This window comes from Pseudomonas sp. GW821-FHT02C04 (genome assembly GCF_059421845.1).
The window spans coordinates 59042-72632 of the sequence record NZ_JBWKVT010000011.1; the positions used below are offsets into that span (position 1 = coordinate 59042).

16 protein-coding genes, 1 pseudogene and 1 riboswitch are annotated in these 13591 nt (G+C 60.8%); of the genes and pseudogenes, 8 read left to right on the forward strand and 9 right to left on the reverse strand.

Going from position 1 to position 13591, the window contains the following annotated elements; translation table 11 throughout:
- Window positions 1-12: 12 nt before the first annotated feature.
- Both AC07VV_RS28430 and AC07VV_RS28435 read left to right on the forward strand, forming a co-directional pair.
- Window positions 13-492 (forward strand): hypothetical protein, encoded by a 480-nt coding sequence (locus AC07VV_RS28430; RefSeq protein ID WP_495038148.1) that lies wholly within the window; start codon window positions 13-15, stop codon window positions 490-492.
- A gap of 63 nt (window positions 493-555) precedes the next feature.
- Window positions 556-843, forward strand: coding sequence for a PA4642 family protein (locus AC07VV_RS28435; RefSeq protein WP_007951679.1), 288 nt, complete (start codon window positions 556-558; stop codon window positions 841-843).
- Window positions 844-918: 75 nt separating this feature from the next.
- On the opposite strand, the gene mqo is transcribed toward AC07VV_RS28435, so the two are convergent.
- The gene (gene mqo, locus AC07VV_RS28440; RefSeq protein WP_495038149.1) at window positions 919-2427 is read right to left on the reverse strand and encodes a malate dehydrogenase (quinone); all 1509 of its coding nucleotides are present in this window, start codon (window positions 2425-2427) and stop codon (window positions 919-921) included.
- Between the two features lie 736 nt (window positions 2428-3163).
- Window positions 3164-3397 (reverse strand): hypothetical protein, encoded by a 234-nt coding sequence (locus tag AC07VV_RS28445; RefSeq protein ID WP_085733640.1) that lies wholly within the window; start codon window positions 3395-3397, stop codon window positions 3164-3166.
- 191 nt (window positions 3398-3588) lie between these two features.
- On the opposite strand from AC07VV_RS28445, the gene AC07VV_RS28450 reads away from it, so the two are divergent.
- On the forward strand, window positions 3589-4173 hold the full coding sequence (locus AC07VV_RS28450; RefSeq protein ID WP_096822774.1) for a YajG family lipoprotein: 585 nt from the start codon (window positions 3589-3591) through the stop codon (window positions 4171-4173).
- A 56-nt stretch (window positions 4174-4229) separates the two neighbouring features.
- On the opposite strand, the gene AC07VV_RS28455 is transcribed toward AC07VV_RS28450, so the two are convergent.
- Window positions 4230-4436 (reverse strand): hypothetical protein, encoded by a 207-nt coding sequence (locus AC07VV_RS28455; protein WP_039766399.1) that lies wholly within the window; start codon window positions 4434-4436, stop codon window positions 4230-4232.
- Window positions 4437-4629: 193 nt separating this feature from the next.
- Here AC07VV_RS28455 and AC07VV_RS28460 point away from each other — a divergent pair, with 193 nt between their 5' ends.
- The gene (locus AC07VV_RS28460; RefSeq protein ID WP_096822775.1) at window positions 4630-4908 is read left to right on the forward strand and encodes a hypothetical protein; all 279 of its coding nucleotides are present in this window, start codon (window positions 4630-4632) and stop codon (window positions 4906-4908) included.
- A gap of 49 nt (window positions 4909-4957) precedes the next feature.
- Here AC07VV_RS28460 and AC07VV_RS28465 read toward each other — a convergent pair whose 3' ends face one another.
- Window positions 4958-6121 (reverse strand): 1-acyl-sn-glycerol-3-phosphate acyltransferase, encoded by a 1164-nt coding sequence (locus AC07VV_RS28465; protein ID WP_495038150.1) that lies wholly within the window; start codon window positions 6119-6121, stop codon window positions 4958-4960.
- A 142-nt stretch (window positions 6122-6263) separates the two neighbouring features.
- Between AC07VV_RS28465 and AC07VV_RS28470 the strand changes: the two genes are divergently transcribed.
- The 3 genes from AC07VV_RS28470 to AC07VV_RS28480 are packed head-to-tail and all read left to right on the forward strand — an operon-like array spanning window position 6264 to window position 7376.
- Window positions 6264-6446 carry a CPXCG motif-containing cysteine-rich protein gene (locus AC07VV_RS28470; RefSeq protein WP_495038151.1) on the forward strand — a complete coding sequence of 61 codons (183 nt, stop codon included), beginning with the start codon at window positions 6264-6266 and terminating at the stop codon, window positions 6444-6446.
- Between the two features lie 9 nt (window positions 6447-6455).
- A complete protein-coding gene (locus AC07VV_RS28475) occupies window positions 6456-6716 on the forward strand; it encodes a putative signal transducing protein (protein ID WP_085709319.1) in 261 nt (86 codons plus the stop codon).
- Window positions 6717-6752: 36 nt separating this feature from the next.
- Window positions 6753-7376, forward strand: a complete 624-nt coding sequence (locus AC07VV_RS28480) for an SOS response-associated peptidase (protein ID WP_096822778.1) — start codon at window positions 6753-6755, stop codon at window positions 7374-7376.
- A gap of 4 nt (window positions 7377-7380) precedes the next feature.
- Here the strand turns inward: AC07VV_RS28480 and AC07VV_RS28485 are convergent, their stop codons facing one another.
- Together AC07VV_RS28485 and AC07VV_RS28490 are read right to left on the reverse strand one after the other, a co-directional pair.
- The gene (locus AC07VV_RS28485; RefSeq protein WP_495038186.1) at window positions 7381-8223 is read right to left on the reverse strand and encodes a methyl-accepting chemotaxis protein; all 843 of its coding nucleotides are present in this window, start codon (window positions 8221-8223) and stop codon (window positions 7381-7383) included.
- 12 nt (window positions 8224-8235) lie between these two features.
- Window positions 8236-9522, reverse strand: a pseudogene (locus AC07VV_RS28490) (methyl-accepting chemotaxis protein); the annotation flags it as partial.
- Between the two features lie 263 nt (window positions 9523-9785).
- Between AC07VV_RS28490 and AC07VV_RS28495 the strand changes: the two are divergent.
- Window positions 9786-10604 carry a M48 family metallopeptidase gene (locus tag AC07VV_RS28495; protein WP_096822780.1) on the forward strand — a complete coding sequence of 273 codons (819 nt, stop codon included), beginning with the start codon at window positions 9786-9788 and terminating at the stop codon, window positions 10602-10604.
- A 141-nt stretch (window positions 10605-10745) separates the two neighbouring features.
- On the opposite strand, the gene AC07VV_RS28500 is transcribed toward AC07VV_RS28495, so the two are convergent.
- From AC07VV_RS28500 to AC07VV_RS28510, 3 genes are all read right to left on the reverse strand, one after another.
- Complete coding sequence (locus AC07VV_RS28500) at window positions 10746-11330, reverse strand: TMEM165/GDT1 family protein (RefSeq protein ID WP_096822781.1); 585 nt, start codon at window positions 11328-11330, stop codon at window positions 10746-10748.
- Between the two features lie 87 nt (window positions 11331-11417).
- A riboswitch (yybP-ykoY riboswitch) is annotated at window positions 11418-11542 on the reverse strand.
- Window positions 11543-11581: 39 nt separating this feature from the next.
- Window positions 11582-12580, reverse strand: a complete 999-nt coding sequence (locus AC07VV_RS28505; RefSeq protein WP_495038152.1) for a methyltransferase — start codon at window positions 12578-12580, stop codon at window positions 11582-11584.
- A gap of 33 nt (window positions 12581-12613) precedes the next feature.
- Window positions 12614-13579: a 2-hydroxyacid dehydrogenase gene (locus AC07VV_RS28510; protein WP_114885455.1), complete on the reverse strand. Its 966-nt coding sequence runs from the start codon at window positions 13577-13579 to the stop codon at window positions 12614-12616.
- Window positions 13580-13591 lie beyond the last annotated feature (12 nt).

A 13591-nucleotide genomic window follows, 5' to 3' on the forward strand; every position in this document is an offset into this window, starting at 1 on the left:
CCGGAGCCTGTCATGAGCCTCTTGATCCGCAGCTGCGCCGCCCTGTTGCTGACCCTCAGCCTGCCCCTGGCCGCCGCCCCGATGCACAGCCAATTCCTGCCGCCCGACGACCTGACCCTGCGCGATGCCGAACCCGAGCAGCAGCAACTGTTGCAGGTCACCGATTATTCCGTGGTGGTTGGCGCCCAGCGTCAGTCTAATCAGCAGCCGATCCCGGTCACCTCGCCGTTGATGATCCGCCTCAAGGGCAAGTCCCTGAACAAGGGCGCGACGATCAACCAGGTACTGGTCAGTTTTGACGGCGAAAGCAAAAGCCTGAAAAAACCGGTGTACGACGACAAGAGCAAGACCCTGACCCTGTTCTATCCGCTGGTCCAGTACCGGGTGGTGATCGATCTGTTGCGCAACGAAACGGTGTACGTGCAATTCCTGACCTACGCCAACGGCCACATCTGGGCCGATCTGCACACCGGCAGCACGCGTGCGCGTTGAGCCCTGTGCCCGGGCGGGGGTAAACTGCCCGCCCCGTGAAATGTCTGCGAGCTGGAGTCGGCAATGCGTAAAGATAAGAAGCAAGTGATTGGTGACGAGATCGGCGATGAGCAGATCAAACTGTTCCTCGATTTTGAGCCGGTCGACGCCACCTCGCCGTCGCTGCACAAACTGGTCAAGGCCTACCGTGGTCTGCGCATCGACGATTTCGAGCGTTTCCTGACCTTCTTCGTTGCAGCCGGTTATGACGTGGACGGTAAAGACGAGCACGGCAAGACCTTTGTCGACCAGATCCGCGATCAACGCAACGCACCGGAATACATCGAGCTGATCGAGAAGGCCCGCGGCTGATTGCCCGCGGTTTTCCCGAGGCATAAAAAAACGCCCCGCACTCAGTGAGTGCGGGGCGTTTTTCATGGAGCCGAATCAGGCGTAGCTTTCGGTCTCGTTACTGGCTGCAACCAGTTCCAGCGCGACGTTGTTGTGCGCGTTGATCTTGCGATACAGCGCAGCGTCGGTTTCCAGGACCTTTTCACGGGCCGGGAAGATTTCCGCCAGTTTGGCAGCCCACTCCCCCTTGGCCTTGGCCGGGAAGCATTTCTCGATCAGTTCCAGCATGATCGAAACGGTCACCGAAGCACCTGGCGAAGCGCCGAGCAGGGCGGCGAGGGAGCCGTCCTTCGCGGCTACCAGTTCGGTACCGAACTGCAGAATGCCGCCTTTTTTCGGGTCTTTCTTGATGATCTGCACCCGTTGGCCGGCCACTTCCAGGCGCCAGTCTTCGGCTTTCGCCTCCGGGTAGAAACGACGCAGGGATTCCAGACGCTGTTCCATCGACTGCATCACTTCGCTGACCAGGTACTTGGTCAGGTCCATGTTGTTCTTCGCCACGGCCAGCATCGGGCCGATGTTGCCAGCGCGAACCGACAGCGGCAGGTCCATGAAGGAACCGTGCTTGAGGAACTTGGTGGTGAAACCGGCGTATGGCCCGAACAGCAGGGACTTCTTGCCATCGACCACGCGGGTGTCGAGGTGCGGCACCGACATCGGTGGCGAACCTACCGCAGCCTGGCTGTAGACCTTGGCCTGGTGATGCTTGACCACTTCCGGGTTGTCGCAACGCAGCCACTGGCCGCTGATCGGGAAGCCGCCGAAGCCTTTGCTTTCTTCGATGCCCGAGGCTTGCAGCAGCGGCAGGGCCGCGCCACCGGCGCCGAGGAACACGAATTTGGCGTCGACTTCGCGGCTGCTGCCGCTGTTGACGTCCTTGATGCTCACGGTCCAGCCGTTGGCGTTACGCTTGAGGCCGGTTACGCGCTTGCAGTATTTGACCTGGGCATCCGGAGCGCTGGTCAGGTGCTTGAGCAACTGATTGGTCAGCGCGCCGAAGTTGACGTCGGTGCCGTTGATCACGCGGGTGGCGGCGAGCACCTGGTCTTGCGGGCGCCCCGGCATCATCAATGGCATCCACTCGGCCATCTTCGCCTTGTCTTCGGTGTATTCCATGTCGGCGAAGGCGTGGTGCTTGTGCAGCACGTTGAAGCGTTCCTTGAGGAACGAAACGCCTTTTTCGCCTTCGACGTAGCTCAGGTGCGGCACCGGGCTGATGAAGGATTTGCACGAGCCGAACGTGCCTTTCTTGGTCAGGTACGACCAGAACTGCTTCGACACCTCGAACTGGGTGTTGATGTGCACGGCTTTCTTGATGTCGACGGTGCCGTCGGCAGCCTGCGGCGTGTAGTTCAGCTCGCACAGGCCGGCGTGGCCGGTACCGGCATTGTTCCACGGGTTGGAACTTTCCGCGGCACCGGAATCCATCAGCTCGACGACTTCCAGCTTGATCGCCGGGTCGAGCTCTTTGAGCAGGACTGCAAGGGTGGCACTCATGATGCCGGCCCCAACCAGAACTACGTCGACTGCTTCGTTATGCGCCATTTAACGCGTCTCCAAAATCTGCAGCACCAAATTGTCGGCATGGCTGCCAGGTGTCCGGGGCAGGTCAGTGGCGCCCCAGGTACCCATGGCCAGGTTTGCCATGTCCGAATCTTCGCAATTTTTCGCAACTTCGACGGATGCGTGCGGCCTGGCTTCAAGAGTCACATGAACTCATTTCAGCACGGGGCTGGCAATTCGACTTATGGTCGAGACATCCGTTTGTGCAACCAAATCCGTAGCGGACAGGCTTCAGGCTCCGGTATTCGAGGCGTACCCGTTCCTGTGTCGTTGGGCTGTTTCAGACGCTAATGGTGCATGTTCAGACGCAAAACTATTCATTTGCTCGCCACACTCTTGTGAAGTTGTGAAAACCCGTTTTTTTCACGCTCTTTTGAAGACGTGAACCTCAAAAAGGGCTGTCCGGGCCTGGCACCGTGCCCGGAAGGATTGCCGCCACGCGATACATGGGCAGGCAAAACGGGCAAACAACTCAGTGACCGAGCGTCATGACAGCTCTGCAGATTCGCGAAAAGCGGGGATTTGCCAGGGAAACAGCAAGCACGCCAGCTTCACTCGATCTGTGTGGGCGGCTCTCTGTGGGCGATTTTGATGCCAATGCAAGTGCATTGACGCTGTTGCGGGGCCCGATCAGGAGACGTCCTTATAATCGGGGGGAGATTGTATCGAAGAAATGCGGGGAGTTGGTCGAGTTTAATGACTTTTATTAGGCATCCGGTCAGATGCTCAACATCGCCTGAGCTCGTGCACGAGGGCGGTGCTGTTCGACCCGGGCGCTGGCAGGCAGAGGCTGGTGCAACCAGTTGAGGCGGATTTCCTCGATTTCGACCCAGCCGTCACCCATAGGCTGCAGGCTGCACTGTTTGAAAGCCTGGCAATGGCCGTTGTGGTCGAGCAGGGCGAAGCTGCGGTGCAGCGGACGTGGAGCGAACAACGAGATCAGATAGCGCATGGTGTGTGTTCCTTCTGGAGATCTGTGACGAAGATTGTCAAAAGACCGTGAAGCGAACATGTAAGGGCGGTGAACAATCTGTGACAGGAACCGCGTGCGCCGGGGTTTGTCAGAGATTTCAGTGCTGGTGACCCACAGTGGCCCACCGCTATACTGCGGGCCTGTCTGTGCCTGATTCTGGAGAGAAGAGCATGTTGCAACGCCTGTTGTTCGGTTTGATCACTGTGACCAGTTTGACCCTGGTTGGCTGCGCCCACAGCCCGCAACAACTGAGCCCGGAACCGAAGCTGACCACTCAGCTGGCACCGGTCGGCCACGGCCAGCCTGTCGTGGTCCGCGTGGTCGACGGTCGTCCGTCGCCAACCCTGGGCACCCGCGGTGGCTTGTACCCGGAAACCAGCGCCATCACCGTACAGCGCGAGCAGATCCTGCCGAAGTTGCAGGCTCAGGCCGAAGCGGCCGTGCGTCTGCTGGGCTTCACCCCGTCCAACGGCGCGATGAATGCTCCACAACTGACCGTGACCCTGACTGAACTGAAATATCAGTCGCCGAAAGAAGGCATGTACGTGACCGAGGCCACTATCGGCGCGACTTTCCGTTCCGACGTGCAGAGCGGCAACCGTCGCTACAGCGGCCGTTACGGCGCGTCGCTGGACCAGCGTTTCGGCATGGCGCCGAACCAGGAAACCAACACCAAACTGGTCAGCGATGTGCTGAGCGATGCGCTGACTCGTCTGTTCAAGGATCCGACCGTGGGTCAGATCCTCGCCGAATAAGTTTTCGGTTGATGTGAAAAAGCCCGGGGCCAGTGATGGCCCCGGGCTTTTTTCGTTCAGGCGGCTTGCGAATAGAAGTCGAGGACGCTGACGCCGGTCAGCAGGTCGGTCTCGGGCAAGTCCGCATGCTGGTGCCCGCCGAGGGCGCAATACACCAGCCAGTGACGGTCCTGAACATTGAAGGCCAGGCTGCCGACGAGGGTCTGTTGTTCGTCGGACGGGGAGATGAGGTACAGGCGATCCTGGTTTTCAGCGTGAAGCATGTCGCATTCCGTTTACGTTTCGAGGCGCGCAGGGTGGCCGAAACAAATGACGATGCCGTGACACAGGACAGCCATCGGTCGATTGATGCGTTATTTGTCGTAAAGGGTAGGGCTGTGGGGGAGGGTTTCGGTAGAATCCGCGCCGCGGTCGTCGGTCTGGCGTTCGCCATTCCGGTTTAGATTGAGGTCTGTGATGTCGCTGCACTTGATGACGCTGTTTACCGCCCATCCCGCCAAACTGATCAACCTGCTGGCCTTGCTGTTGGCCTTCCCGGGCAGTTGGCTGTTGCACGCGACCCGCCGCCGTGAACAGCGGGCGATGGCCAGTATCGCGGCCCAGCGTCAGAGTCGGCCTGATCAGGAGCCGGTGCTGGATTGGGCGACCTTGCGCATGAACCGCTTCTTCTACCGCTTCGGCTTTGCCTGTCTGGGCCTGGCGTTGCTGGTGTCCTGGATCAGTACCCGCTACTGAACGAAAAGCGGCGCCCGAAGGCGCCGTTTTTGTATCCAGCCGAAACCGCTTACAGCGGCACGCCAGCCTTGACCCGGTACTGATTGCGCACCGGCGTCGCATATTGCAGCACCAGATACGGACGATGCTCTTCAGGGCAGGCATCCAATCGGTTCTGCCACTCTTCCTGAGCCTTGGCCAGTTCCTCGGCGCCGAACACCTCGGCAGCCTTCGGCACATTCAGTTGCGGATCAGTATCCGCCCACTGCGCGTACGCCAGGTAGTGCACCGGGAACAACCGGTAGCCGCCGAGAATCTGCTTGTCCATCTCGACCGCCAATTGCTTGGTGTCTTCGAACAGTTCGGTGATCGGCGCGGCGAAGTTCACGTGCACCCGGCCCTTGTAGCCGGTGATGCCCTTGGCGATGCTCACGTCATCCTCGCCCGGCGCCTTGCTGTAGGTACCGGTGGTAGCGCGGATGTACAGCTCGCGGGCCTTGGCCTGGTCGCATGGGTCATATTCGTAGCTGATCGACACCGGGGTCAGGTTCAGCGACTGGATGACCTCGCCGAACGGCTCGTCCTTGCGGCTCATGTGGAACATCTTGAGGATCGCCGACTCGGTACGGTCGTCGCCGTCCTTCGCGCGGCCTTCAGCCTGGGCGATCCAGATCGAGGCGCAATCGTTGCGGATCGAGTGGTTGATGTAGGCCGACAGCAGTTGATAAGCGGCCATTTTCTCGCGGCGCCCGGTGATCGAACGGTGAACGATGAAGCTCTTGTTCAAGCGCATCAGGTCGCTGACGAACGGTTTTTGCAGCAGGTTGTCGCCAATCGCGATGCGCGGGGTCGGCAGGCCGGCGTGGTACACCGCATAGTTGACGAAGGCCGGGTCCATCACGATGTCGCGGTGGTTGGCGATGAACAGATAAGCGCTGCCGGACTTGAATTGCTCGACACCGGTGTAGGTCACGCCGTCGGTGGCGCGCTCGATGGTGTGGTCGACGTAGAACTCGACCTTGTCCTGCAAAGTCGCCACCGATGTCACGTCGGCGAACTCACGACGCAGCCGATGGGCTATAAGTGGTTTGAGCATCCAGCCGAAGGCACCGGCGAAACGCGGGAAGCGGAAGTGGGTGAGGATATCTAGAAACGCCTTGTCGCCGAGCAGTCTTGCCAGTACCGCAGGTACTTCGCTGTCGTCGTAAGGTCGGATGGCATCGAATTCGCCCATCATGCTCTCTTGTTGGAAACGGCTAGGGTAAGTAAAGGTTTTGATCGAAAACCAACGGGGCACGGTCTGAAAAAGTAGCCAGACAAAAATAGCCCTGCAAATAGACCGGCGATTATACGCACAAGTCACCCGGGAGACCGCGATGCTGGAAAGCGCAGTATATGAATGTCCGTATTGTGGTGAAGAGGTCGAGACGTCCGTGGATCTGTCGGGGGGCGATCAGACCTATATCGAAGACTGTCAGGTGTGCTGCCGGCCGATTACGTTCGTCCTGCAGGTCCATGGCGAGGACTGGTTTCTGGAAGTCTTCAGCGAAAACGAGTGAGGTGCGCCCATGCAGCGAATCTACGAGCCAGAAAACCTGATGGAAGGCGAGATGCTCAAGGGCATGCTTGCCAGCGAAGGCATCGAGGCGCATCTGGTCGGGCGCGATTTGCTCGGTGGCACGGGCGAGTTGCCGATCTTCGGTTTGCTCGGATTGTCGGTCGAGAACGATCAGGCCGAATACGCCCGCGAGCTGATCAGCGCGTACAATGCCGCGCTGCCGCTGCCCGGCGATGAACCGGAGAGCTTCCCCGGTACGCTGGTCTGTTAGGCTGGCGTTCGTTTTATCCTTGAGTCGTGCTGCCCCATGTGTGGACGTTATGCCCTGTTTCGCTGGAACCGCGACTTCGCGGCGCTGCCAGGTTTTCCCGCCGATCAGCTGGCGCAGTGGAACATTTCCCCCAATGATTCGGTGCTTATGCTGCGCGCCGAAGCCGATGGCCAGCGCACGCTGGCCCGCGCCCGTTGGGGCCTGACGCCGCCGTGGCTGACTGATTTGTCGCGCACTCCGGCCCATGCCCGGGCCGAAACCGTCGCCGAACAACCGATGTTTCGCGAAGCCCTGCGCCTGCGCCGTTGCCTGCTGCCGGCCAACGGCTTTTACGAATGGCGCGGCACCACGCGCAAGCGACCGTACTGGTTGACGCCGGGGGAAGGCTCTTCGCTGTTTTTCGCGGCGATCTGGGAAGCGTATCCGGTGCAGGAGCAGGTCTGGCTGAGCACCGCGGTGATCACTCAACCGGCGGCCAGTCAGCGCCGGCCGTTGATTCTCGATGAGGCAGGGCAGGCGGCGTGGCTCGATCCCGAGACGCCGTTGCATGTCCTGCAAGGCCTGCTCGCCAGCGAACCCGCCGCCTTGCGCGAGCGGGTGCTGGCGAACATGGTCAATGATCCGAAACTCAACGGGCCGGAGTGCCTGACTCCGGCCTGATTGATCAGACCTTGAACTGATTGATCAACCGTCGCTGCTGCTCCGCCAATTTGGTCAAATCCGCACTCGCCGAACTCGACTCGTCCGCACCGCCCGCCACTTCATTCGCCACCTGACCGATGTTGATCACGTTGCGGTTGATGTCGTCGGCCACCGCGCTCTGTTCTTCGGCGGCGCTGGCGATCTGGGTGTTCATGTCGTTGATCACCGACACCGCCTGGGTGATGGTCTCCAGCGCTTCGGCTGCCTTGGCCGCGTGCTGCACGCTTTCGTCGGTGCGGTTCTGGCTGTCTTCCATGACCCGCACCACATCGCGGGTGCCCTGTTGCAGTTGCTGGATCATGCTCTGGATTTCTTCGGTGGCTTTCTGGGTTTTCTGCGCCAGGTTGCGCACCTCGTCGGCCACCACGGCAAACCCGCGTCCCTGCTCACCGGCACGGGCGGCTTCGATGGCCGCGTTGAGGGCCAGCAGGTTGGTCTGCTCGGCGATCCCGCGAATGGCGATGAGGATCGCGTTGATGTTTTCGCTGTCCTTGGCCAGCGTCTGCACCACGTCCACCGCCTTGCCGATTTCCACGGCCAGCACGCCGATCGAATTCGACGTGTCGCGCACGATCTGCATCCCCTGGCTGGCAGCCTGATCGGCATGGCTGGCGGCTTGCGCGGCCTGGGTCGCGTTGCGCGCCACGTCCTGGGCAGTGGCGGTCATTTCCTGCACGGCGGTGGCGACCTGATCAATCTCGGCCATCTGCTTCTGTATGCCGATATTGGTGCGGATCGCGATGTCCGCCGTGTGCTCCGACGAATCGCTGACACTCTGCACCGACGTCACTACCTGTGTGATCATCGCCTGCAACTTCGCGAGGAAGGTGTTGAAGCCTTTGGCGATTGAGCCAAGTTCGTCTTTGCGATCACTGCTCAAGCGACGGGTCAGGTCGCCTTCGCCCTGGGCGATGTCATCGAGCATGGTCACCATTTGCTTCAGCGGTCGGGCGATGCCGTGGCCCACCAGCCAGATCACCAACAGGCCGAGGCCGGCGATGATCAGGCCGACCATGGCCATGCCGAAGGTGTCGGATTTGCGCTGGGCGTCGAGGTCACCCTGGAGTTTCTGCAGGTCGGCCATCACCGCGTTGAGCGGCAGTTGCAGCATCAGCGTCCAGCGTGCGTCGGTCTGACCGATGCCGAATGGCAGGTACAGTTCGATCCGGCCCGACTCCTTATTGACGGTGTAGGTCACTTCGCCGCGCTTGAGATTGGCCATGTTGGCAATCTGCTGGGCGTCGAGGATGTCGCTGACCTTCTCGCCGAATTTGCTCGGGTCCTTGGTGTAGGCAACGATCCGGCCGTTGCCGCCGATCAGGGCCATTTGCCCGGCGCCGCTGTACAGTTTCTGGTTCGCGCCCAGGAGCATTTCCTGAATGAAGTTCACCGACAGGTCGGCGCCGACGATGCCCTGGAACGCGCCGTTGAGCATGATCGGTTCAATGAAGGACGCGAGCATGACGATCTTGTCGCCGACCTTGTAGGGCGCCGGATCGATCACGCAGGATTTTTTGGTTTCTTTCGAGCACAGGTAGTACTCGCTGGCGCGCACGCCGGTGGACAGGACTTTCTGGTCGTCGACGTCCACCAGTTTGTCCAGGCCGAGTGTGCCGTCCTCGTTGCGGAACCACCACGGCAAGAAGCGCCCGTTGGCGGCGTCGATGCCGACCACGCTGGTGCCGACATAAGCCGCGTCATTGTGGTCCAGTGCGTTCTTTTCCCAGCCGATGTAGGTGCCGAGAATCTTTGGGTTTTTCTCGACGTTTTCCTTGATCAGGCTGATCAGTTGCTCGCGGCTGACGGTCAGTCGTGGCTGGCCATCGGCGCCTGGCGTGCCGAGCAGGGCGTTGACCCGCACCAGTCCGCCGGCAATCAGCAGCGGCGCTTCCAGCTCGCGCTGGATCTGGCTGACCTGGGTCTGCGCCAGCGAGGTCAGGCGTTGTTCGATGACTTGTTCGAACTGGGCTTGTGTCCGTTGTTGGACCATCTCTTGAGTGCGGGCGCCGGAAAACAGCGCATACAGCACCAGCGCAGCCACCACGCTGAGAACGATGGCGCCGGCCAGGGCCGCCACGGAAAACTGGATCGACTTGAATTTCATGGAAGCTCCGCACGCAAGAGGACATCTGCGCTGCTGTATCGGCAGCCACTATTGCGCCATGAGGCGAAGTGCGAGCAATTGAAGGTGGATGTCGCAAATGGATCAGTGTGCGACGCAGTTGCAGAGGGCTTGTCGGCGGATGTGAATTTTTTCCTACAGGGCCGAGCGGTGTCTTCTGAAAACAGGTGCATCACGTCTGTTGTATCTGGCGTCGATACAATTACCCGCCTAGGATACGCGGCATGTTTTCAGGGAGCTTTTGAATGAACAAGACTTTGGTTGTAAGTGCACTGAGCGCGGCGCTGTTGCTGGCCGGTTGTCAGTCGGTCAACACCACCAGCGGCGGTGCCGTGGGCGTGGAGCGCAAGCAGTACATGTTCAGCATGCTGTCCTCGCAAGAGGTCGACCAGATGTATGCCCAGTCCTATCAGAAGACCGTTGGCGAGGCGTCCAGCAAAGGTGTGCTGGACAAGACCAGCAACGAAGCCAAGCGGGTTCAGGCGATTGCCAACCGTCTGATCGCCCAGGCGCCGAACTTCCGTCCGGATGCCGCGCAGTGGCAGTGGGAAGTGAACCTGATCAAGAGTGACGAACTCAACGCCAACTGCGGCCCTGGCGGCAAGATCATTTTCTACACCGGGCTGATCGACAGCCTGAAACTGACCGACGATGAAATCGCCGCGGTCATGGGCCATGAAATCGCCCACGCCCTGCGCGAGCACGGTCGTGAAGCAATGTCCAAGGCCTATGGCATCGAGATGGCCAAGCAGGGCGCCGGTGCGTTGCTCGGTCTGGGTCAGGACAGCCTGGCGCTGGCCGACACCGTGGCCAACTACGGGATGACGCTGCCCAACAGCCGTGCCAACGAAAACGAAGCCGACCTGATCGGCCTGGAACTGGCCGCTCGCGCCGGCTACAACCCGAACGCCGCGATCACCTTGTGGAACAAGATGAGCAAGGCGTCCGAAGGCGCGCCACCAGAGTTCATGAGCACTCACCCGGCATCCTCCAGCCGGATCGCCTCGTTGCAGGCGGCCATTCCGAAGGTCATGCCGCTTTACGAAAAAGCGCCAAAGTCCTGATATTCCTTCAGTGCGGCTAAGGTGATCATTCCCACGCTCCGCGTGGGAATGCCTCAAGGGACGCTCCGCGTTCCATCGGGGCGCAGAGCGTCCCCGGCTGCGTTCCCACGCAGAGCGTGGGAACGAGTGGCGTTGGCATGATTAAACCCAGCCGCTGCTCTGCATCGCCTTGTACACCGCGACGATTGCCAGAATCATGAATGCCGAAGCCGCGAGGCGACGGATCAGGGTCAATGGCAATTTGTCTGCGGCAAAGTTACCCGCCAGAACCACCGGTACGTTGGCAATCAACATGCCGAGCGTAGTGCCGATGATCACCAGCCACAGTTCCGGGTATTGCGCGGCCAGCATCACGGTGGCGATCTGGGTCTTGTCACCGATTTCCGCGAGGAAGAATGCGATCAGGGTGGTCAGGAACGGCCCGAACTTGCGGGCGGTGCTGGCTTCATCGTCATCCATCTTGTCCGGCACCAGCGTCCACAGGGCGGTTGCGGTGAAGCTCGCGGCGAGAATCCAGTGCAGGACCGCATCGGAGAAGAAGCTGCCGAACCAGGCGCCTACCGCACCGGCTGCCGCGTGGTTGGCCAGGGTCGCAGCGACGATACCGGCAATGATCGGCCAGGGTTTGCGAAAGCGAGCGGCGAGAATCAGCGCGAGCAGTTGCGTCTTGTCGCCGATTTCGGCCAAGGCAACGATTGCGGTGGGAACGAGTAACGAGTCCAGCATCAGGATTTCCTAAGGGGCGGGTCGACACGGCTATGACACGTACAGCCTTCCCGCCCCGGGTAAGGTGTGCGTGTCATAGGTCTTGTCAAACCCTGCGATCCGTCTGCTGCGGACGCTTGGGTCGCATACGCCATGATCTGAGGATCAAGTATGTTGACGTATGCCGGACGAGCATGGTGCTCGTGGGAGACTACTCCCCTAGGACGGAGCGGATTCTGCCTAGGCAGAATCCATTCGGCAAGTGCTAATTTTCAGCCGCGTTTGGCCCGGTAAATCCGGAAACCATTGCCTTCGGCCTTGATCGCGCACACGCCCAGATGCTCTTCGATCAGTGGCTGGTACTTCAGGAAACTGTTCGCCACCAGACGCAGTTCGCCGCCGTTTTTCAGATGTTTGGCCGCTTTTCGCAGCAAGTTCTCGGTGGCGAAGTAGTCGGTGTGAACGCCGACGTGGAACGGTGGGTTGCTCAGAATCGCGTTCAAACCCATCGGCGCAGCGTCGATTCCGTCACCGGTCAACACGTCGGCTTCCAGACCGTTGGCTGCCAGAGTCAGGCGACTGCTGGCGGCAGCGAAGGCGTCGACGTCGAGCAATGTGACCTGATTGTGCGGGTAGCGACGTTTGACCGCCGCGCCAAGCACGCCGGCACCGCAACCGAAATCCAGCAGGTGACCGCTCGGCAGTTTGTCCAGATGCTCCAGCAGCAGGGCGCTGCCGCGATCCAGTCGGCCATGGCTGAAGACGCCCGGCAGGCTGATGACTTTCAGCGGGCCTTCGGCCAGTGGCAGCTCATAAGTCTGCGCCAGACTTTCCAGGGATTTGGCTTCAGGGGCGTTGGCTATCGTCACTTGCCAGAGTTGGCAATGACGCGCGCTGTCGAGCTTGCGTGGCTTGCCGAACGGGTTGAGTTGCTTGGAGGCACCTTCGATGCCGCTGCGCTTTTCCCCGACCAGAAACACTTCGCGCCCGGCCAGGCGTGAGGCCACGGCGTTGAGGATGTAATCGGTCAGGTCCTTGGACTTGGGCAGGAACACCACCGCGCTGTCGAACTCGCGCTCCGGCACGTTGACGCCGAAATGGCTGCGGCCTTCAAAGCGCGCATCGAGCGCCGCCTGATCGCCGGCATGCCAGCACCAGCCAAAGGCGTTGGGCAGGCGCCCGAGCAGATCGTCGGCGGGCAGACCGGCCAACAACAGCGAACCCTGGAATAACTCGACCTGACGAAGCAGTACTTCACTGCGCGGATCCATAACTGCTCCTGTGAAAAAAAGTGCCGCAGTTTATCAACTGACGACCCGCAGCGCCTTACCGCTGTAGAACGCCTGGGTGTTTTCCACCAGTTGGCCGACGATCCGCTGCCGCGCTTCGCGACTGCCCCAGGCGTTATGCGGGGTGACGATCAGGCGCGGGATGTCGGCAGCCAACAGTGGATTGCCATTAGTCGGTGGCTCGACGCTGAGCACATCGGTGGCCGCGCCGCCCAGATGACCGTTGCGCAAGGCATCGGCCAGGGCCTGTTCGTCGATCAGCCCGCCACGGGCGGTGTTGACCACAAAAGCGCCGGGTTTCATGGACGCCAGTTCGCGGGCACCGATGAAATGCCGGGTGTGTTCATTGAGCGGGCAGTGCAGGGTGAGGGCATCGATCTGTGGCAGCAGTTCTTCCAGCGGCAGACGATCCGGACGGGCCGGGCGCCCCGGAATCTGCCCCAGCAATACGCGCATGCCAAAGGCTTCGGCCAGACGCGCGACCGCGCCGCCGAGTTCGCCGTGCCCGAGCAGGCCGAGGGTTTTGCCCTCCAGCTCGACGATCGGGTAATCCAACAGGCAGAACTGTTTCGCCTGCTGCCAGCGTCCTTCGCCGACGGCTTTCTGATAGTCCGCCAGCCGCGTGGCGAGGTTGAGCAACAGCATGATCGTGTGTTGCGCCACCGACGGTGTGCCGTAACCCTGGCAGTTGCACACAGTGATGCCGTGGGCGCGGGCGGCGGCCAGATCGACGTTGTTGGTGCCGGTGGCGGTGATGAGGATCAGTTTCAGTTGTGGATTGGCGGCCATGGCGGCGGCATCGATCAGGATCTTGTTGCTGATGGCCACGGTCGCGCCTTGCAGGCGTTCGGCAACCTGCGCAGGCAGTGTCTGGGCGAACAGTTGCAGGTCGCTGAAGCAGGCGCGCAACGGCGCGAGGTCAAGGTCACCGAGGTCCAGGGAAGGGTGATCGAGGAATACGGCGCGGTGGGCGTTCGTCATCAACTGTACCTG